This window comes from Paenibacillus sp. FSL H7-0756 (genome assembly GCF_038006765.1).
Lineage (GTDB): Bacteria > Bacillota > Bacilli > Paenibacillales > Paenibacillaceae > Paenibacillus_AQ.
This window is the reverse complement of sequence record NZ_JBBOVT010000002.1, coordinates 1,245,136-1,264,180: the sequence shown is the minus strand read 5'-3', so window position 1 is coordinate 1,264,180 and position 19,045 is coordinate 1,245,136. Positions and strand designations below refer to the sequence as shown.

Genomic DNA, 19,045 nt, shown 5'->3' with positions numbered 1-19,045 from the left:
ACTTGGATTGTTACTGGTCATGCAGGCGAAACCAAATCAGGCAGGAAGCTGCCGGGATGGTTTCGCCTTTTGCTTATCAATCATCAGGAAACGGGAGGATTTACTATGAAATATGAGGCACTAGCCAAGGATATTATCAAGCATGTCGGCGGCAAGGAGAATATCAACGGACTCAGTCACTGCGTGACCCGTTTGCGCTTCAAGCTCAAGAATGAGGCGGCGGCGAATACAGATGTGCTGAAGAACATGGATGGTATTGTAACGGTCATTCAGAGCGGCGGCCAGTATCAGGTCGTTATCGGCAATCACGTATCTGAGGTCTATGCACAGGTAATGACAGCAGGCGGATTACAAGAAGGAGGATCAGAAACAGCCTCCGGTGAGAAAATGGGTCTGTTCAACAGCTTCATCGACATGATCTCTGGCGTATTCTCGCCGACCCTTGGCGTACTGGCTGCAACCGGGATGATCAAGGGCTTCACCGCCCTGTTTCTAACTGTGGGACTCCTTACTAAGGAGTCGGGGACCTACCAGATTCTGAATGCGCTCGGGGATTGCCTGTTCTACTTCTTCCCGATCTTCCTGGGGTATACCTCGGCTAAGAAATTCGGAGCCAATATCTTTATCGGGATGGCGATAGGCGCTACGCTGGTGTACCCGTCCTTCGGCAGCATCACGGCGGCGGGTGAACCGCTGTACACGCTTTTTAGCGGAACGATCTTTGAATCGCCTGTGTACATTACCTTCCTGGGGATTCCGGTCATCCTGATGTCCTATACCTCCAGCGTCATTCCGATCATCATCTCGACTTATATTGGTTCCAAGCTGGAAGCCTTCTTCCGAAAAGTGACGCCGAGCGTGGTGCGCACCTTCCTCGTCCCGTTCTTCACCCTGCTGGTCACCGTTCCGCTGGCGCTGATTGCCATCGGTCCGGTCTCCACCTGGGCCGGACAGCTGCTGGGGCAGGGAACCTTATTCCTTTACAACCTCAGTCCGGTTATTGAGGGGCTGCTGGTAGGCGCGTTCTGGCAAGTCTTTGTCATCTTCGGGCTGCACTGGGGTCTGGTGCCGATTGCCCTCAACAACATGGCTGTACTGAAATCCGATCCGATTCTGGCAGCTTCCTTCGGCGCTTCGTTTGCCCAGACCGGTGCAGTGCTGGCGATTATGCTGCGGACCAAGAATGCCAAGCTGAAGTCATTATCGATTCCAGCCATTATCTCAGGCATCTTCGGAGTTACGGAGCCTGCCATTTACGGCATTACGCTGCCGCGCAAGAAGCCGTTCATCTTAAGCTGTGTTGCGGCGGCAGTCGGCGGCGGTATCGTCGGTCTGATGGGCACCAAGGGCTATATTCTCGGTGGTCTGGGGATCTTCGGCATCCCAAGCTACATTAGCCCTGACGGGATGGATAAAGGCTTCTACGGCGCGATTGCCGCCATTGTGATCAGCTTCATTCTCGGATTTATTCTTGTCTTCTTCTCCGGGTTCAAGGATGAGGAAACGGCGGACAGTAAGAGCGGCGGGACTGCCCGGAGCGTTTTGGTGAAGCAGGAGACGGTTGGAAGTCCGCTGAAGGGCCAGGTCAGAGCCTTGTCGGAGCTGACGGACGAAGCCTTCTCTACAGGCGCAATGGGCAAAGGTATAGCGATTGAACCGCTGGAAGGCAAGGTATACTCTCCGGTTGACGGGGTACTGACCACCTTGTTCGCCTCCGGCCATGCGATTGGCATCACCAGTGATAACGGGGTCGATATTCTGATTCATGTCGGCAAGGACACGGTCAAATTGAAGGGCAAACACTTCACCCCCCGGGCCAAGCAAGGCGACACCGTCACCAAAGGCCAGCTGCTCATGGAATTCGATGTTGCCGCGATCAGAGAGGCGGGCTATACGCTGACCACGCCGGTGATCATCTCCAATTCCGGTGATTATCTAGATGTCATTGAGACGGACAAGAAGAGTGTCGATTACCGGGAGAATCTGCTGACCGTCATGATCTAACTGATATTCTAATCTAATCTGAGGAGGAATTAATATGAATAAGAACGTGAATGTGAATGTGAGCAACAGAAGCTTTCCGCAAAATTTCCTGTGGGGCGGCGCAACGGCTGCGAATCAGCTCGAAGGCGGGTTCGATGCGGGAGGCAAGGGGTTAAGCACGGCGGATGTCATGACCGCCGGAACGCATACGGTCTCCCGGAGAATTACTCCTGTGCTGGAAGCCGGAGCTAATTATCCGAGCCATGAAGCGGTTGATTTCTATCACCGGTACGAGGAGGATATCGCGCTGTTCGCTGAGATGGGCTTCAAGGTGTTCCGCATGTCGATTGCCTGGTCGCGGATCTTCCCGAACGGGGATGATGCCGTGCCAAGCGAAGAAGGGCTGCAGTTCTATGACCGGGTGTTTGCCGAGCTGGCCAAGCATGGGATCGAACCGCTGGTGACGATCTCGCATTATGAAGCGCCTTATCATCTGGCTGAAGCGTATAACGGATGGGCGGACCGCAGAACGATTGACTTTTACGTCCGTTACTGCGAGGTGATCTTTAACCGGTATAAGCACAGCGTCAAGTACTGGCTGACCTTCAATGAGATCAACATCCTAACCATGCCGTTCGGGACCTTTATGGCCGGGGCGATGAAGCCAGAGGGAAATGCCGAGCTGACATCATCCGCGCAAACCGACAATGAGCAGCTAAGATACCAGGCGCTTCATCACCAGTTCATCGCCAGTGCCAGAGCGGTGAAGCTGGGACATGAGATTCATAAGGATTTTCAGATCGGCTGTATGATTGCCTACATGTGCTCATACCCGCTGACCTGTAATCCCGAGGATGTGCTGCTGGCCCAGCAGAAGGATAATCTGAGTAATTTCCTCTGCTCCGATGTTCAGGTAAGAGGCGCTTATCCGGGCTTCGCACTGCGATACTTCCGGGAAAAGCAGATTGAGCTGCAGATGGAGGAGGGTGACGAGCGGATTCTTAAGGAAGGCTGTGTCGACTTCTACACCTTCAGCTATTATTCATCCACCTGCGTGAGTGCAGCTCCAGATCAGGAGTCGATTGGCGGCAATATGTCACTGGGGCTAAAGAACCCGTATCTGAAGGCAAGCGCGTGGGAATGGCAGATTGACCCGCAAGGCCTGCGGTGGTCCCTGAATCATATCTACAACCGTTACGGACTGCCGATGATGGTGGTAGAGAACGGGCTTGGCGCAGTGGATACCGTAGAAGCAGACGGTTCAATCAAGGACGATTACCGGATAGAATATCTGCGGGAACACATCCGGGCGATGGGGGAAGCGCTGGCTGATGGCGTGAACTTAATCGGATACACCTCTTGGGGCTGCATCGATCTGGTCAGTGCAGGCACCGGAGAGATGAAGAAGCGTTACGGCTTCATCTATGTGGATAAGGATAACGAAGGCAAGGGGACGCTGGACCGGTCCCGCAAAGACAGCTTCTTCTGGTATCAAAGGGTAATCGCCAGTAACGGAGCGGAGCTGGAGTAATACGCGTTTGCCGGAAGCTCACTTTTTACAAATATCCGTTTGCTGTTTCAGTCCGCCATCCCTACGGTATATGATAATAAAAAACCGTTAAAGGGGATTTCCGATGATCATAAAAGGGATCGAGAACATGGACGGCGGCAACATTATGAGCCAGATTCAGCAAGGCGGCAAATTTGTGATCTACACGTATTGCTTCTCTGTTGTCCTGATGACGTTCAGACGCAGCTCGGGTATCTATTTCATCAAGGCGGGCGAGGGCTCCGTCAAAAAAGGCTTGAAGTACACCCTGCTGACCTTCTTTGTAGGCTGGTGGGGGATTCCCTGGGGGCCGATCTATTCCATCGGGGCGTTCATTACTAACTTCAAGGGTGGCAAGGACGTCACTAATGAAGTGTTAGCCGCTCTGTCGAATCAGAACGCTTCATAATAGTAGTACAAATACGAGAAGCTATCCCGCCTGCCGTGAAATATGGCTGGTTGGGGCAGCTTTTTGTGATGTGGTGATCTACTGTATCCTAAACGGAATAACCACTTAATTATCTATAGCACCTTATAATATGTTATAATGAATTTCTGATTTCATACTAAGCAGAATAGAGGTCGCCAGAGGATGAAAGTAAAAATTAACCGCAATGCAGCTAAAGTTCTAAAAGATATGCTGAACAGCCCGGAAGCGGAAGGCAAGAAAATCCGCGTGGTCATCACCCAGAATCATGGAGATCACGGACACTATGATGTAGCGCTTGATACACCTACTGAGCACGATGAAGTAGTTGCTACAGACAAGGATATCGAGATTCTGCTGGATACACGCGAACCGCTGCTCGACGGCGTTTGGATTCAGTATTTCTATGTGCCGCAGGAAGGCTTCTTCATTACCAATCCGTCTACCGGATTCCTGGAGAAATAAACAGCAGATCACTATCCTATTGTGTTGCCTTAGGGGCGGCATGTTCTGAATCAGCCTTACCCGGCTGGTCAGACCGTGCCGTCTTTTTTTCAGGGTTAGCACATTTTAATGCGAATGTATGTTCCTTTTATTATATACAATCCTTGGATGATGGAATATAATTACATACGCGTAGTCCGATACTTGAACCCAGGAGGCGATAGAGATTTCTATACCGCATGATGAGGCATTTAAAAAGCTGCTGGAAACATTTTATCAGGAATTCATTGAGCTGTTCTTTCCTGAACTGGGTGCTATGCTGGACTATAGTGAGACCCGGTTTCTGATGCAGGAATTGCTGGTGGATATTGTCGGCGAGGAGGCGCGGGAGCTGGATCTGCTGCTGGAGACCCGCTACAAAGGGCTGGACGGTTATATTCTCATTCACCTGGAGCCGCAATCGTACAGGGATAACGAATTCCGTGAACGAATGTTTATTTACTACAGCCGTTTATTCGAGCGTTACCGCAAAGACCACAAGCTGATCATCCCTATTGCGATTTTTACGTCAGATGAGGTCAGGGAGGAGCAGGATACGCTGGAGATATCCATTCCCGATCATTCCATTCTGCGCTTCCAGTTTCTTAAGGTGGAGCTGCGCAAGCAGAACTGGCGGCGGTTCATCGATTCGGATAATGCGGTGGCTGCTGCGTTATTGGCGAAGATGGGGTATACTACAAGAGAAGCGAGAGAAGTAAGGCGGGAATTCCTGCGCATGTTCATGAAGTTGAGAGCGCGGCTAGATCAGGGTCGGTTGGCGCTGATTATGTCCGTAGCAGATCTGTACTTCAAGTCGGACCGGGCACAGGATGAGGAAATTCTAAGAGAATTAATCGATGACTACCCGGAGGAGGGAGAAGTAATTATGGAACTCATGCCAGCTTGGAAGCGTTGGGGCTATGAAGAGGGTATTGCGGAAGGTATGGAGAAAGGTATTGAGAAAGGCAAAGAAGAAGGCCAGGCGGAGACGATTCGTAAGCTGCTGCTCCACGGTTTTTCTCCTGAAGCGGTATCCAAGGCCGTTGAATTGCCACTGGAAGAGATTAAGAAGCTGATGTGAATACAGATCCGGGCAGATGTTGCCCGGGTCTTTTTATGATAGGCTCTTTTACAGGAATATTATGTTATCCCGTCCTGAAAGTCGTTGCAAAAGTATGTATAATCGTTGAATGCCTATATTAGCGGGGCGCAGATTTTTTATTATACTGTTCTTGTAAGCGATTACACACATATAGCTGGGGGGAAATTCTAGTGAATAAGAAAAAAGCAATGACACTGATGTCCAGTATCCTGATGATCTCTCTGCTTAGCGCTTGCGGAGGCGGTAACGGGAATGCCGGCGGAAACGCAGCGGAGCCGAAGGCCTCAGCCGCAGCAACGGAAGCTACAGGAACAAACGCCCAGCCAGCCAAGGATGCCGGTGCAGTGGATACATCCCAGCCTGTTACCCTGAAGATGATCTTCGTAGGTCCGAAGCCGGTTGATTACGATCAGGTATTCGGGGAGATCAATAAGAAGCTCAAGGAGAAAATAAACGCAACACTCGAAGCCGAATTCCTGGACTGGTCCGACTGGGCGCAGAAATATCCGCTGAAGCTGGCGGCTAACGAGGACTTCGATCTGATCTATGCCGCCAACTGGGCAGGCTATAACGACCAGGCACTCAAAGGCGGGTTCCTGGAGCTGACGAACGAGATGCTGGAGAAATATGCACCGATGACCTGGAAGGCGATGCCTGAAATAGCCTGGGGTCAGGCGAAGGTGAACGGCAAGCTGTATATGGTGCCTCAGAACCGCGGTGAAACCGTAGAGAAGCTGATTCTGTACCGCGAAGACTTGCGAAAAAAATATAATCTGCCGGAGATCAACAGCCCGGAGGCATACGCCAACTATCTCAAGACTATATCCGGTAAAGAGAAGGGAATGACCCCATTCGTACCGGAAACCGGAGACTGGAAGCTGCATAATCTGGACCGGATCCTGCTCAAGCAGCAGAATGAATGGAATCTGTTCGACCTCGATCTGCCGATGGGCTTCAAGCTGGATGATCCGGCCGGTAAAGTATTCAACTTATATGAGACTCCTGAATTCAAGGAGCTTGTCTACTATTATAAAGATCTGGCCGAGAATAACGCCTGGTCAAAGAGCGCACTGAACAGCAAGCTGGATCATCAGCAGGAATTCAAGGCAGGCAAGGCTGCCTCCATCACCCACAATTTGGGTACGCTGGGCGCTTTGATGACCGATATGCGGGAGAAGAACTCCCCGTATGAGCTGGCTCTGGCCGATATTAACCCGGATAAGAAAAAATCCGTTGCCGTCTCTACGCAGAATGGCGTAGCCATTCACTCCACCTCCAAGCAGCCGGAACGTGCACTGATGATGATCGATCTGCTCCAGAACGACAAAGAGCTGCATGATCTGATGATGAACGGCATCACGGCGGTACATTATAATCCGGTCGGTGAAGATAAATTCACGAACGCCGAGAAGAATGCCAACTACACCGGCTTCTCCAACTGGGGCTTCAACTCCCCGCTGAACCGGGATAATGCTTCCTTCCCGGACGAAGCGAACGCCCTGACTGACAAATGGGAGAAAGAGGTCTATCACTATCCGCTGGAGACCTTCGTCTTCGATAACAGCAAGGTGAAGACAGAAGTGGCCAACGTAGGCAATGTGATGCTGCAATACGGCATTCCGCTGGAATACGGAACGGTGAAGGATGTAGATGCGGGTCTGGCTAAGCTCCAGCAGCAGGTAAAGGCAGCCGGTATCGATACCATCATCGCAGAGGTGCAGCGCCAGATTGATGAATTCCTGGCGAACTCAGCCCAGTAAGCCAGGGCAACTCCGTTACACCCTATATGTACAATATGGCAGCGGTTCTCCCTTTATGGGCGAACCGCTGTTTCATGTTTTTTAGGCCTGTTCATCTTCTGTTCATCTTGCCGTCACTCTGGGGACATTTTGGCAGGCTATGCTGTCTGTAGCGCCGAATCAGGCGGCTTGTACCATTAAGATCAAGATAGGAGTAGATGCAGCAATGAAGCTAAGAGAGAGAAGAACCACGAAGACAAGCATACGCACAGCAAGCGCAAAATATTCTTTGGCAGCAGCAGCGCTCGTACTGACTATGCTTGCTCCCATGTCCGCTATGGCTGCACCAGCCGCCGGGGCGCTTGGGCCTGCCCAATACACTGCAGTCCAGAAGCTCGCGGAGGATAAGGCCGCACTGCTGACCGAAACTTACGGTATCCCAAGTGTGCAGTATGCGCTAATTGATCATGGTAAGATTGTAGTCTCTGGCCAGAGCGGCAAAAACGATCTGAACGGCAAGCGTCCCCTTACATCCAATACCATATATGGGGTAGGCTCAACGAGTAAAATGATGCTGACCGCCGCTGTGATGAAGCTTGTAGATGAAGGGAAAGTAGATCTGGATGCTCCCGTAGTGAACTACATTCCCGAATTCAAGATGAAGGACAGCCGGTACACGCAGATTACCCCGCGTATGCTGCTCAATCATTCTTCCGGCCTGCTCGGCAAACCGGGTCCGAATGTGGCGCTCTATAACGATAATGATTCGTACGCACACGATCATTTGCTGGAACAACTGGCCACTCAGAACCTGAAGGCAGATCCGGGAGCCTTCTCCGTCTACTGCAACGACGGCTTCACCTTGGCTGAGATCCTGGTCGAACGGGTCAGCGGCATGAGCTTCACAACATTTTTGCACAAGAACATCACTAAGCCTCTGGAGATGAACCATACCAGAACCCCGCGTGACCCTATGGATCTGAAGGCAATGGCCGGTATCTATTCTCCGGCTTATGAGGGGCAGCTTCCCCAGGAGAATTACGCGGTTATCGGTTCGGGCGGAATCTTCTCTACAGCGGAGGATCTGGTGCGATTCTCGCAGATTTTCACGGCTCAGAACAAGGGCATTCTCTCGAAGAATTCCTTAACCGCCATGGCCCAGCCAGAGTATAAAAAAGGCATGTGGCCTCCGGCAAGCGACGGCTCCTTAGCTTATGGATTAGGATGGGACAGCGTAGAACTGTTTCCCTTCAACCAATACGGAATCCAGGCGCTGGTCAAAGGCGGAGACACTATGTCCTATCACTCCTCGCTAGTGGTGCTCCCGGAATTGAACCTGGCTGCGGCTGTGATCTCTTCAGACGGTTCAAGCTTGATCGATCAAATGATGGCAAGTGAACTGCTCCTCCGTGTGCTTCAGGACAAACAAATCATTAAGCAGTTGAAGCCGGAACAATCCTTCGGGACTCCAGTACCCGCCGTTATGCCCAAGGAAGTCTCGCAATATGCCGGTCTCTATGGCAACTCTGCGTTGTTAAAGGCAGAGATCACTCCGGCAGGGGAACTGTCTGTAGCAGCGAGCGGCGTGCCGGACAGTGCTGTGCAGAAGTATACGTACACAGCCGACGGCTCTTTTGTAAATAAAGAAGGAACGGAAAAAATAAAATTCGTGGTGGAGAAAAATGGGCGTACCTATATGTGGTCCCGTTCTTATATAAGTGTACCGGAGCTTGGACAGGCGGCGACCTCTGAATACACTGCTGAGAAGCTTGATCCCAATCCCTTATCTGCAGAGGTTGCAGACGCATGGGAGAAGCGGGACAATACCCGATATTATTCGATATCCGAGAAGTATTCATCGATGCTCTATCAATACGGGCTGCCGGTTGTACCAGTTAGCTTGGACAAAAATACACCGGGATATATTAACGGCCATAAGATTCTGAGCGCAAATCAGGTATTAAATGAACAGCAGATTCCCGGGATGGCAGGCCGTGACAATATGCAGATCGATTTCTATACAGATAATGGAATAGAGTATATGACGGTAGCAGGCAGCCTGTACGTTAGTGAACAAGCGGTCACAGACCTCTATGCAGGCGCGAAGTCATCCGCAACGGTCTCAGCAAGCGGCTATGCCAAGTGGTACAGTGTGCCGAAGTCAGCCCAAGGGAAGCTTATGACCGTAAAGTTACCTGCGAACAGCTCTTTTGCGGTATATGATCAAGCCGGAATCTGTGTGAACCACACCGTGGTCAGCGGGAAGAATCAGGTCCTGCTGCCAGAGCAGGGTAAGATTGTATTTGCAGGCGGGGCGGGTGCGAAGTTCCAGATTACACTTAAGAAGTAAATGGAGATACCAGGGTAGCGGTATATTTAGAATCAACGAGCAGGCGGGGGCGGCAACCCCCTCCTGCTTGTTTGTGCAAATATAAGAATTTATATGTTTTACACGATAACTTATCTCTCTATTTCTCGCTGAAACGGTACCGTCCTTTAAAAGGACGGCAAATCCGTTTCCACTTGGTAAATCAGCTTGTGGTGCGGGCTGGCGGGATGCTCTGCGGATTGTTGAACACATTGCCTGGATCATATTTCGCCTTGACTCTGCGTAATCTGGCATAATTCGTTCCATAATAGACCGGTCCGGAATGCTTGATGCCCTGGTCAGGCACATTGATATAGCTTCCCACGATGAACGGCTGAAGCTTGCGGCGGGTGTTGCGGACGTAGAATATGTTTTTGGCGGCATCTGCTTTCTTGATCCAGGAGCTGTTCCACTCCACATAGAACTTAGCCTTGCGCCAGTAGAAGGCGGTGGCTTTAGGAGATTTACGGCTTACGGCCCCACCCCAGTTGAGGAAAAAGAAACCGGCGTCTTTCCCCTCCACCTTCTCCAGGAACTCACGCATCGGCTTGAATGCCTGCTGCGGGAACGGTTTTCGTCCGAAGCCGCTGGAGAACTGGTTGCTGAACCGCTGGGTCTGTACCGGATCGGGAGCAAGCAAGAAGCTGACTACCTGCGGATAAGGCAGAGAACGAATCGTTTGGATCGTAGGCGTTCCTACGCTTGTAATGGGCTTCAAGAGGCGGACCGCCTCGGCCTTAGATCCCAGAAAAAGTCCCAGCATGCTGACATTTCCGCCTTTTTTGGGACCGATGGATAATTCGCTGCCCAGTCTCGTATTCACTGCGGGAGCCCAGCGCTGCCAGGTCTTCAGCACTCTCTCGAACTGGCTCCAGGGCCAGGTGATGCGGAATACGGTCGCTGTGGCCGGAGCCGGGCGTACTTTGAATTTGTAACGGGTGCATACGCCGAAATTCCCTCCGCCGCCTCCGCGGGAAGCCCAGAGAAGATCGGCATTATTCTTTTTATTTGCGATAATAATCCTGCCTTTGGCATCGACCATTTCGAGCTCCACAAGATTATCGCTGACCAGCCCCAGGGTACGCTGAAGCGGGCCAATCCCGCCGCCCAGGGTAATGCCGCCGATCCCAACGGTCGGACTATCCCCGAAAGGCGCCATATACCCCTTCCGGGCAAGTGTATGGGCGATTCTCCCTACCGTATTTCCGGCTCCGACCACGGCTGTTCCCGCTTTTGAGTTGAGCTTAATGCTTTTCATTTCACTGACATCAATGACGATGCCGCCGTTCACCTGGGACAGATTGACCTCCAGCGCATGTCTGCCGCCTCTGGGCCGGATGGGAAGCCGGTGCTCGTTGGCATATTTGATGGCATTGGCTACATCCTGCGTCTTCTTCGCGAAGACAAATACCTTCGGGAAGCGGTCGGTATGCGGGTCCCAATTTTTGCGTGCGGTCTCATAACCCGGGTCACCTTTAAAGATTACGCGTCCGGTAAGCTTCGTTCCTGAGTTCACTGGTTTCCAGCTCCTTTTGAGCTAATATTGGCATACATGGAAATGACTTTGACTAGGTTATCGTATGCAGGGCGTTAGTCTATGGCGTGGGCTATAATATGGGGTGTTAATGAGAATGGTTATCAATTATAATGTGATTAACCGGCAAAGAATACAACGAAATAAAGATAAGCGGGGAATAGAGATGAAGCTGAACGAACATATACAGTGGTGGAACCATGCATCGGTCAGGATTATGGATATCCGCAGAGGGAGACTCCCGGCAGGCTCGGCACTTCCGTATTACCAATTGCCTGCGAGTGCATTCCTGTATGCAGCGCAGGGACAGGCACAAGTACAGCTGGATGAGCTACAGACTACCTTGAGACGTAATCAGCTCGTGCATGGCGGGCGGGGAGCGGTTCTTGCGGTGCACGCGGATGAGGCCTTCGAATACTTCCTGGTGCTGTACAAGACAGTGCTGATGCTGCCTCAATCGGGCAGAGGGATAAAGCTGCTGGAGCAGGAGAATCCGGCCAGGCATCAATACAGCTTCAGTCCAACTTACGCGCATCCCCTGCTGGACCGGCTAGAACAGATGCACATAGAATGGTTAACCGCAGATCCGCTGCAGCATCTCTATGTAAGATCGCTGTTTCTTCAGCTTGTGCATGAGGTGCTGGCTCAGATGAAGCAGCAGGGTCTTGTTCCGGTTCAGCCGGACCTGCTGGCCCAGGCTCTGCGGTTCATGCGGGAGCATTACAGGGAGCAGATCACACTGGATACTCTGGCTGATCAATTTGATTGCAGCGTCAGCTACCTGAGCAAGCTGTTCAAGAGCCGGATGCAGGCAGGGCCTATCCGTGTACTTACACAGATCCGCATGGAGAGGGCAGCGCATGATCTGCTGCATAGCGGATATAGCGTGCAGGAGATCGCGGAACGGACAGGTTATCCCGATGCCCATACCTTCAGCCGGAATTTCAAGAAGTACTATGGTAGCCCGCCGGTACAATTCAGAATGAGAATGGATACCCAGCTGCTTGTGCAAGAATCGCCTGTTGTTGATCCGATAACTGCCCTTGTAGCTCATAATTCCAGGTGCTATAGCATCCAAAGTAGTGAGAACTATTATCATTTACGGCGAAAAGGGGGATTACCAGTAATGCGGGGAACGAAGACGGCATCTATGGCTACAGCGGTTTTATTATTGTGCGTAACCCTGCTGCTAAGCGCATGTTCGGGGGCTGGTGCAGGGACACCGGCGAATAATGGTGCGGCAGGAAATAAGGCGGCTCAATCCGTGAGTACGTCCAATCCGGGGAGTGAAGCGGCGGCTCCGGGCTCTACTACAGACAATACGGCTGCAGCAACGAAGGTGTATACTGACGGCAAGGGAGAGGTCACTATTCCAGTAAACCCGCAGCGGATTATTGATCTGACAGGCAGCGCAATCGGCAATCTGCTGGTGCTCGGTGTGAAGCCGGTCGCAGCTTCGGATGACTCCTTGCAGAATCCGTTCCATGCGGGTCAGCTGGATGATATCGTGAATATCGGGGCGGAGCCGAATGCTGAGGCTATTCTCAAGCTGGACCCGGATCTGATTCTGACGTTTGACTATATCGAAGAAGCCCAGTATGAGCAGCTTGTCCAGATCGCTCCGGTGGTCCGGCTGAAATACGGCGGGGGTACTCCGCAGGACCTGTTGCTCGAATTCGGCAAGATTACCGGCAAGGAAGCAGAGGCGCAGCAGTGGATTGACGGGTGGAACGATAGAATCGCTGAAGTGAAGCCGAAGATTACTGAAGTTGTCGGGGACCAGACGGTATCGATTCTCCAGCCCTATGCGAAGGGCATCTATGCCTGGGGCAACAAGGGAGGAAGAGGCGGTGAGATTCTGTATGGGGACCTCGGCCTGAAGGCGCCGGAAATTATCCGGACCACGCTGATTGACGGGGAAGGCTTCGGAGGTGATCTGTCGCTGGAGCTGCTGCCGGAGTATGCGGGAGACTATATTTTCACCAGCAACTGGGGCTGGGATGACGGGGATGCGAATGTGGTCTACGGCAGCAAGGTATGGAAGTCACTCCCGGCTGTAAAGAATAATCGTGTCTATTTCATTAATGAGAAGGGTTCGTATTATAATGACCCGATCTCTCTGGAAGCACAGCTGAAATTCATTGTGGAGAGCTTTTTGGGAACGGGGCAATAATCTGGTCGGTGCGGCTGCGCAACTTGATGTTTACATTTCGTGTAATGTATATATACTTAACTTTTGAAGGATTCATATCTCCGGGTTAACCGGCAAGGGAGGATATTACAGACATGACATCAACCATTAGAGTAGGGATCGTCGGATACGGAAATTTGGGCAAAGGGGTACAGCAGGCCATTACGCAGAACGCCGATATGGAGCTGGTAGCCATATTTACCCGCAGAGATCCGCAGCAGCTGGCAGACATCACAGGAACGCTTACCGAGCACATCTCAGCCGCCGAGCAGTACATAGGCAAGATTGATGTAATGATTCTGTGCGGCGGTTCAGCGACAGATCTGCCGGAGCAGACTCCGCAGCTGGCCCGGTTGTTCAATACGGTGGACAGCTTTGACACGCATGCCAAAATCCCCGACTTCTTCGCTGCGGTGGACAAGTCCGCCCGCGAAGGCGGCAGCGTAAGTGTGATCTCCACAGGCTGGGACCCTGGAATGTTCTCCATGAACCGGCTGCTGATGCAGTCCATCCTGCCGGTAGGCGAGGATTATACGTTCTGGGGTACGGGAGTCAGCCAAGGGCATTCGGATGCGATCCGCCGGGTTCCCGGTGTCAAGGCAGGCGTGCAATATACCGTGCCGGTCCAGGAGGTTATTGACAGCATTCGCGGAGGAGAAACCCCGCAGCTGTCCACCCGCGAGAAGCACCGCCGGGAATGCTACATAGTGGCTGAAGCAGGAGCTGACCGCGATGCCATTACCCGGACGATTGTGGAGATGCCGAACTATTTCGCCGATTATGATACAACGGTCAACTTTGTGTCGGCAGAAGAGCTTGCCGAGAAGCATTCCGGCATGCCGCATGGCGGATTCGTAATCCGCAGCGGAGTGACTGGGGGCGGAAGTAAGCAGATTGCCGAATTCGGACTGAAGCTGGACAGCAACCCGGAATTCACAGCCAGCGTCCTGGCCGCCTATGCCCGCGCTGCTGTGCGCCTGAAGCAGGAAGGCCAGACAGGAGCCAAGACGGTATTCGACATTCCGCTCGGACACCTCTCTCCAAGATCTGCTGAGGAGCTGCGGCGCGAGCTGCTGTAGGCAACAATGAATGGAGCTGTCCCAAAGCCATGAAATGGCTGCTTGGGGCAGCTTTTTATTTTGGAGGAGAATCAACGTGAGCACTTGGGAGGACGCTCCGCTTGTCCACAATTGTTCTGTACGCTCTGCTATTTAAGCGGGAGACGACTCGTCCATCCTTAAAAAAGAAAACTATGGAGGGAGGGCATTTGTGTAAAGCTGTGTTGCCTTAAAAGGCTACGCTTTAGTTATACGCTGAATGAAAGAACCGGAAAGCGTGTTTACAACTGAAGTGCCGAAAGCTGTCTGGAGGGTTGAATGAGAGGGAGAAATCCCTTTGATAGGGCCAGAAGTTGGCTGGAGGGTTGAATGAGAGGGAGAAATCCCTTTGATAGGGCCAGAAGTTGGCTGGAGGGTTGAATGAGAGGGATAAATCCCTTTGGTGGGATCGCGTGTGGCTGTAGGTGAGTAATGAGGTGCATTAGTGCACCTGAATCCGCCGGAAGTCAGCTAAATGAGCGAATAAGGAGCATTAATGCACCTGAAAGTCCAGAACCCTGCCTTTTACACAAAAAAAAGAGGTGTCCCCCAGCCAAATGGCTTAGGGACACCTCTTCTTGTATCAATTGAGTCTATAGCAGGTTACACGATACCCTGCGCCAGCATGGTATCGGCAACCTTCAGGAACCCGGCGATGTTGGCGCCGGCAACCAGGTTACCGGCGACGCCATAATCCTCAGCCGCCTGAACGGTGCTGCTGTAGATGTTTTTCATAATGACTTGCAGCTTCTCGTCCACCTCTTCAAAGGTCCAGGACAGACGCATGCTGTTCTGGCTCATCTCAAGACCCGAGACTGCTACGCCGCCTGCATTAGCAGCCTTGGCTGGAGCAAACAGCACCTGGTTCTCCAGGAACAGCTCCACCGCTTCGAGGGTGGTCGGCATATTGGCGCCTTCGCCAATGGCCTGAACCCCGTTCAGAATCAGCGTCCGGGCAGATTCCAAATCCAGCTCGTTCTGTGTGGCACAAGGCAGGGCGATGTCGCAAGGCAGGCTCCAGATTCCGCTACAGCCCTCAACATACTCGGCATGCGGGTGTTCCTTCACATATTCGCTGATGCGCAGGCGTTCTGTTTCCTTCAGTCTTTTGACGGTAGCCAGATTGATGCCCTGAGGATCATGAATGTAACCGTTCGAGTCACTGCAGGCAATGACGTGGGCGCCAAGCTGCTGAGCCTTCTCGATCGCATAGATGGAGACATTCCCGGAACCGGAGATGACCACCTTGCTGTCCTTGAAGCTTGCTCCGCGCGATGACAGCATCTCCTGCACGAAGTATACACAGCCATAGCCGGTAGCTTCCTTGCGCGCCAGACTGCCGCCGTAGAGCAGCCCTTTTCCGGTAAGAACCCCGGCAGCATGCCCGCCGTGAATCCGTTTGTATTGGCCGAACATATAACCGATCTCGCGCGCGCCTACACCGATATCTCCTGCAGGAACATCTGTATCCTGCCCAATGTGGCGGTACAATTCCGTCATGAAGCTCTGGGTGAAGCGCATAACCTCTTGATCCGATTTATCCTTGGGATCGAAGTCGCTGCCGCCCTTGCCGCCGCCCATGGGCAGGCCGGTCAGCGAGTTTTTGAAGATCTGCTCGAAGCCCAGGAACTTGATAATCCCGAGGTAGACAGAAGGATGGAAGCGCAGGCCTCCTTTGTAGGGACCGATGGCACTGTTGAATTGAATGCGGAAGCCGCGGTTAACCTGCGTATTACCGGCATCGTCCACCCAAGGGACACGGAAGGAGATGCTGCGCTCAGGCTCAACCAGCCGCTCGAGAATCCCGTGCTTCATATACTGCGGGTGGCGGCTCAGAACGGGGGTGATGCTCTCCAGGAATTCCTGGACAGCCTGGTGAAATTCCGGCTCATGCGGATCGCGCTTCTGGACCTCTGCATAGATCCGCTGCACGTACTGCACAGCCTCATTTGATACTTCTGACGTTAGTGTAGGAACGATGGACACTTTGGCAAGCACTCCCTGTCTGATTGTAATTCGGGCTATCCCGTATTAATTAGAATTTAAAAGAATTCTATAAAACCTGACATCAATTTGCCAATCAATTATTTTTGGCAGAGTCATTAAGAAATTCTATGAACCTTACATACTATGCAAGCTAAATGCGGCAGAATGTTAATAAACCTCTGGTCAATTCAGGATTGCAGTTCCCTTTAAATAGGGTATATATAAATATTGGAAACAGCATAAAGCATTGAGAGAGAGGCGGAAGCATATGCACTTATTATCTGTAGCAGAATTAGTAGATGTGGAGAATCATGCCTGGGAAGAGATCAGGGAGCTGCTGAGCCAAGGGCCGCGAACCTACCGGCTGGAGGCCGCAGAGCCGGAGGCAGCCGCGCTGACGCTCGTCCGTCTGCAGGTAAGTACGAGGTCTTATCTGGGAGCCATTGCCTATGAAGCCGGAGGTATTATCTTCGAGCATGGCTGGATTACCTTGCTTGGCGCTGGAGCAGAAGGGGTCTGCGGCAGTCTTGCTTCCTGGAACGGTCTGGGTGATGCAGAGGATACAGTCCCGCTGCCGGGTGTGCTGATTGTAGCATATGATGCGGCCGGAGGCTTCTTCGGCCTGGATACCGGGCGGTTCGGACAGAGCGGGCATATCTATTATTATGCCCCCGATGCGCTAGAATGGGAGACGACGGAATTAACCTATTCGGGCTTCATCGGCTGGCTGGCGGAAGGTGACCTGGATCTGTTCTATGAAACGTTCCGCTGGGAAGGATGGGAAGAGGAGACACAGAAGCTTGCGCCGGATCAGGTCTTCGGGTATTACCCGCCGCTCTGGACGGATAAGGGCAGCGGCTCGGCCAGCAGCAAAGCACCGGTCTCTATTCTAGAGGCATGGCGGGCAGCAAGAAGTGCAGGTGCTGAATGAAGCGGCGTAAGGCTGAACGCGGGCAGCTTAGAGTCTTACGGGTAGCGGAAGAACCGCTGGAGGTGGTCCCCTTTGTCAGTGCAGCGCCCGGCAGCCAGGGAATAATATATAGTGGGCTTCCGATATATCCGGGAGAAATGCAGGGACTGCCGGAAGAGGTGAAGGTGCTGATCGTCGCATCCGATCTTCAGGGAGTTGCCTTGTCTGACAATGGAGATTACAGCGATCTATTGGTGGGTGAGAAGCTTGCCGCCACATTGGAAGGTCTGCTTCTCCGCCATATGCCGGATGTCCGCCCGGATCAGGTGCTGGTCTGTTTATGCGGCGATCTATATGGAGACACTGCAGTAAGAGGTTCTAGCGGTGATCCGCTGCCGGTATGGCGGGCCTTCCGCCGCAGATTCGGTACGGTATTCGGCGTGAACGGCAACCACGATCTTCTGACTTCGGATGGGGAAGCTGAGCTTGCCTCCACACCGGGAATGCATCTGTTCACCGAACCGGCGGTCTTGCGCCATGCGAATATGCTTATCGCTGGACTTGGAGGCGTCACGGGAAGAGCAGGCCGGCCGAACCGCACGCCGGAGAAGGAGTATCTGGAGAGACTGGAGGGGCTGCTGCAACGCGGACCCGATCTGCTGCTGCTGCACCAGAGCCCTGACCTTCCTGGAGCAGGGCTACCGGGACATGCAGGCATCCGCGAGCGGCTGGAAGCCGGGCCGGAGGTACTGGTCTGCAGCGGGCATGTTCACTGGGACCAGCCGCTGGCGGAGCTGGACAACGGTGTCCAGCTTCTGAATACAGACGGAAGGGTGCTGGTATTCACAGCCGCAGGCCTGTGCTAAACGTGCGCTTGTCCGTAAACTTTACAAACAGCATCGGAATAGGTATAATTTAAGTATATTTCAGGGTTTGAAACAACAGAGAGGGGCCTAACGCCATTAGGCTCCTTTTGTATTTCCACCCATGTTAACAGGAGGGCGAAAGTCATTCACAAGGAAAAGATTATGGTATGTGTTCATTATGGGCCGCATGGGGAGCGTCTAATCCGGCGTGGTGTCGAGCTATCTGAGATGCTTGGGGCACCGCTCTATGTGCTTAATGTGGATAGTTCGGACAGCGATGAATATAATCATAGCAAAGAAATGTATATGGCTGTCTGGAAGCGTCTGGCGGAAGAAGCCGGGGCAGAATTTATGGTCCGCAAACGCCGGGGCCGCAAGACAACGGATGTTATTGTTGAAGCTGCAGAAGAGAAAGAGGTCACTCAGATCATTATTGGCCAATCCGCCCAGACCTTGTGGCAGGAGCTGACCAAACGCAACTTTGTCAATGAGCTGATCAGCAAGATGAATATGATGGATCTGCATGTCGTTGCAGTTCAGCGTATGCGCGCCGGTCTCGAAGAGACCCATGAAGAAGGCGTAATCTCTTATCTGGTGAAGAATGAGGGAGTATACCAGCTCAGCGATGAGCCGGAAGGCGACGATTACATCAAAGGCAAATTTTTTCATGAATTGCACACAGAATTTGAGAATGGCTTGTTCAAAATTGAGCAAGATGGTAAAGCGAGATATTTGCATATCTGTGAAGGAACGCTGACCGAGCCATTATAACCGGCTCTTGTTTTCAGGAAGTAAGTACCAGCGTTCACA

The 19,045-nt window shown here is 52.4% G+C and carries 14 protein-coding genes; 12 read left to right on the top strand and 2 right to left on the bottom strand.

All coding sequences use genetic code 11. From position 1 onward, the window contains the following. The first annotated feature begins 105 nt into the window (after positions 1–105). From NST04_RS22120 to NST04_RS22090, 7 genes are all read left to right on the top strand, one after another. Positions 106–2,004: a beta-glucoside-specific PTS transporter subunit IIABC gene (locus NST04_RS22120; RefSeq protein WP_341186173.1), complete on the top strand. Its 1,899-nt coding sequence runs from the start codon at positions 106–108 to the stop codon at positions 2,002–2,004. Between the two features lie 34 nt (positions 2,005–2,038). Then, positions 2,039–3,514 (top strand): 6-phospho-beta-glucosidase, encoded by a 1,476-nt coding sequence (locus NST04_RS22115; protein WP_341186172.1) that lies wholly within the window; start codon positions 2,039–2,041, stop codon positions 3,512–3,514. Positions 3,515–3,617: 103 nt separating this feature from the next. Beyond that, positions 3,618–3,941 (top strand): hypothetical protein, encoded by a 324-nt coding sequence (locus tag NST04_RS22110; RefSeq protein WP_076077639.1) that lies wholly within the window; start codon positions 3,618–3,620, stop codon positions 3,939–3,941. A gap of 183 nt (positions 3,942–4,124) precedes the next feature. Beyond that, positions 4,125–4,424, top strand: a complete 300-nt coding sequence (locus NST04_RS22105; protein WP_036729071.1) for a heme biosynthesis protein HemY — start codon at positions 4,125–4,127, stop codon at positions 4,422–4,424. Between the two features lie 199 nt (positions 4,425–4,623). Next, positions 4,624–5,523, top strand: a complete 900-nt coding sequence (locus NST04_RS22100) for an Rpn family recombination-promoting nuclease/putative transposase (protein WP_341186820.1) — start codon at positions 4,624–4,626, stop codon at positions 5,521–5,523. 191 nt (positions 5,524–5,714) lie between these two features. Continuing rightward, the gene (locus NST04_RS22095; protein WP_341186171.1) at positions 5,715–7,304 is read left to right on the top strand and encodes an ABC transporter substrate-binding protein; all 1,590 of its coding nucleotides are present in this window, start codon (positions 5,715–5,717) and stop codon (positions 7,302–7,304) included. Positions 7,305–7,509: 205 nt separating this feature from the next. Beyond that, positions 7,510–9,633 carry a serine hydrolase domain-containing protein gene (locus NST04_RS22090; protein ID WP_341186170.1) on the top strand — a complete coding sequence of 708 codons (2,124 nt, stop codon included), beginning with the start codon at positions 7,510–7,512 and terminating at the stop codon, positions 9,631–9,633. A 181-nt stretch (positions 9,634–9,814) separates the two neighbouring features. Here the strand turns inward: NST04_RS22090 and NST04_RS22085 are convergent, their stop codons facing one another. Next, entirely contained in the window at positions 9,815–11,167 is a 1,353-nt protein-coding gene (locus NST04_RS22085; protein WP_341186169.1) for an FAD-binding oxidoreductase, read from the bottom strand. Between the two features lie 184 nt (positions 11,168–11,351). On the opposite strand from NST04_RS22085, the gene NST04_RS22080 reads away from it, so the two are divergent. Then, positions 11,352–13,358 carry an AraC family transcriptional regulator gene (locus NST04_RS22080; protein ID WP_341186168.1) on the top strand — a complete coding sequence of 669 codons (2,007 nt, stop codon included), beginning with the start codon at positions 11,352–11,354 and terminating at the stop codon, positions 13,356–13,358. Between the two features lie 113 nt (positions 13,359–13,471). Continuing rightward, positions 13,472–14,455, top strand: a complete 984-nt coding sequence (locus NST04_RS22075; protein ID WP_341186167.1) for a diaminopimelate dehydrogenase — start codon at positions 13,472–13,474, stop codon at positions 14,453–14,455. Positions 14,456–15,076: 621 nt separating this feature from the next. Here NST04_RS22075 and gdhA read toward each other — a convergent pair. After that, the gene (gene gdhA, locus NST04_RS22070) at positions 15,077–16,471 is read right to left on the bottom strand and encodes an NADP-specific glutamate dehydrogenase (RefSeq protein WP_445667937.1); all 1,395 of its coding nucleotides are present in this window, start codon (positions 16,469–16,471) and stop codon (positions 15,077–15,079) included. A gap of 256 nt (positions 16,472–16,727) precedes the next feature. Between gdhA and NST04_RS22065 the strand changes: the two genes are divergently transcribed. The 3 genes from NST04_RS22065 to NST04_RS22055 all read left to right on the top strand — a co-directional run bounded on the left by NST04_RS22065 (position 16,728) and on the right by NST04_RS22055 (position 19,006). Further along, positions 16,728–17,390, top strand: a complete 663-nt coding sequence (locus NST04_RS22065; protein WP_341186166.1) for a DUF2625 family protein — start codon at positions 16,728–16,730, stop codon at positions 17,388–17,390. After that, positions 17,387–18,235 carry a metallophosphoesterase family protein gene (locus NST04_RS22060; RefSeq protein ID WP_341186165.1) on the top strand — a complete coding sequence of 283 codons (849 nt, stop codon included), beginning with the start codon at positions 17,387–17,389 and terminating at the stop codon, positions 18,233–18,235. The genes NST04_RS22065 and NST04_RS22060 overlap by 4 nt, the downstream gene beginning before the upstream one ends. A 162-nt stretch (positions 18,236–18,397) precedes the next feature. Continuing rightward, positions 18,398–19,006 carry a universal stress protein gene (locus NST04_RS22055; protein WP_341186164.1) on the top strand — a complete coding sequence of 203 codons (609 nt, stop codon included), beginning with the start codon at positions 18,398–18,400 and terminating at the stop codon, positions 19,004–19,006. Positions 19,007–19,045: the final 39 nt, after the last annotated feature.

Excerpts from the sequence above, each read along its gene's own strand:
- NST04_RS22120 (WP_341186173.1), top strand. The coding sequence starts at position 106 with ATGAAATATGAGGCACTAGCCAAGGATATTATCAAGCATGTCGGCGGC.
- NST04_RS22115 (WP_341186172.1), top strand. The coding sequence starts at position 2,039 with ATGAATAAGAACGTGAATGTGAATGTGAGCAACAGAAGCTTTCCGCAA.
- NST04_RS22110 (WP_076077639.1), top strand. The coding sequence starts at position 3,618 with ATGATCATAAAAGGGATCGAGAACATGGACGGCGGCAACATTATGAGC.
- NST04_RS22105 (WP_036729071.1), top strand. The coding sequence starts at position 4,125 with ATGAAAGTAAAAATTAACCGCAATGCAGCTAAAGTTCTAAAAGATATG.
- NST04_RS22090 (WP_341186170.1), top strand. The coding sequence starts at position 7,510 with ATGAAGCTAAGAGAGAGAAGAACCACGAAGACAAGCATACGCACAGCA.
- NST04_RS22080 (WP_341186168.1), top strand. The coding sequence starts at position 11,352 with ATGAAGCTGAACGAACATATACAGTGGTGGAACCATGCATCGGTCAGG.
- NST04_RS22075 (WP_341186167.1), top strand. The coding sequence starts at position 13,472 with ATGACATCAACCATTAGAGTAGGGATCGTCGGATACGGAAATTTGGGC.
- NST04_RS22065 (WP_341186166.1), top strand. The coding sequence starts at position 16,728 with ATGCACTTATTATCTGTAGCAGAATTAGTAGATGTGGAGAATCATGCC.
- NST04_RS22060 (WP_341186165.1), top strand. The coding sequence starts at position 17,387 with ATGAAGCGGCGTAAGGCTGAACGCGGGCAGCTTAGAGTCTTACGGGTA.
- NST04_RS22055 (WP_341186164.1), top strand. The coding sequence starts at position 18,398 with ATGGTATGTGTTCATTATGGGCCGCATGGGGAGCGTCTAATCCGGCGT.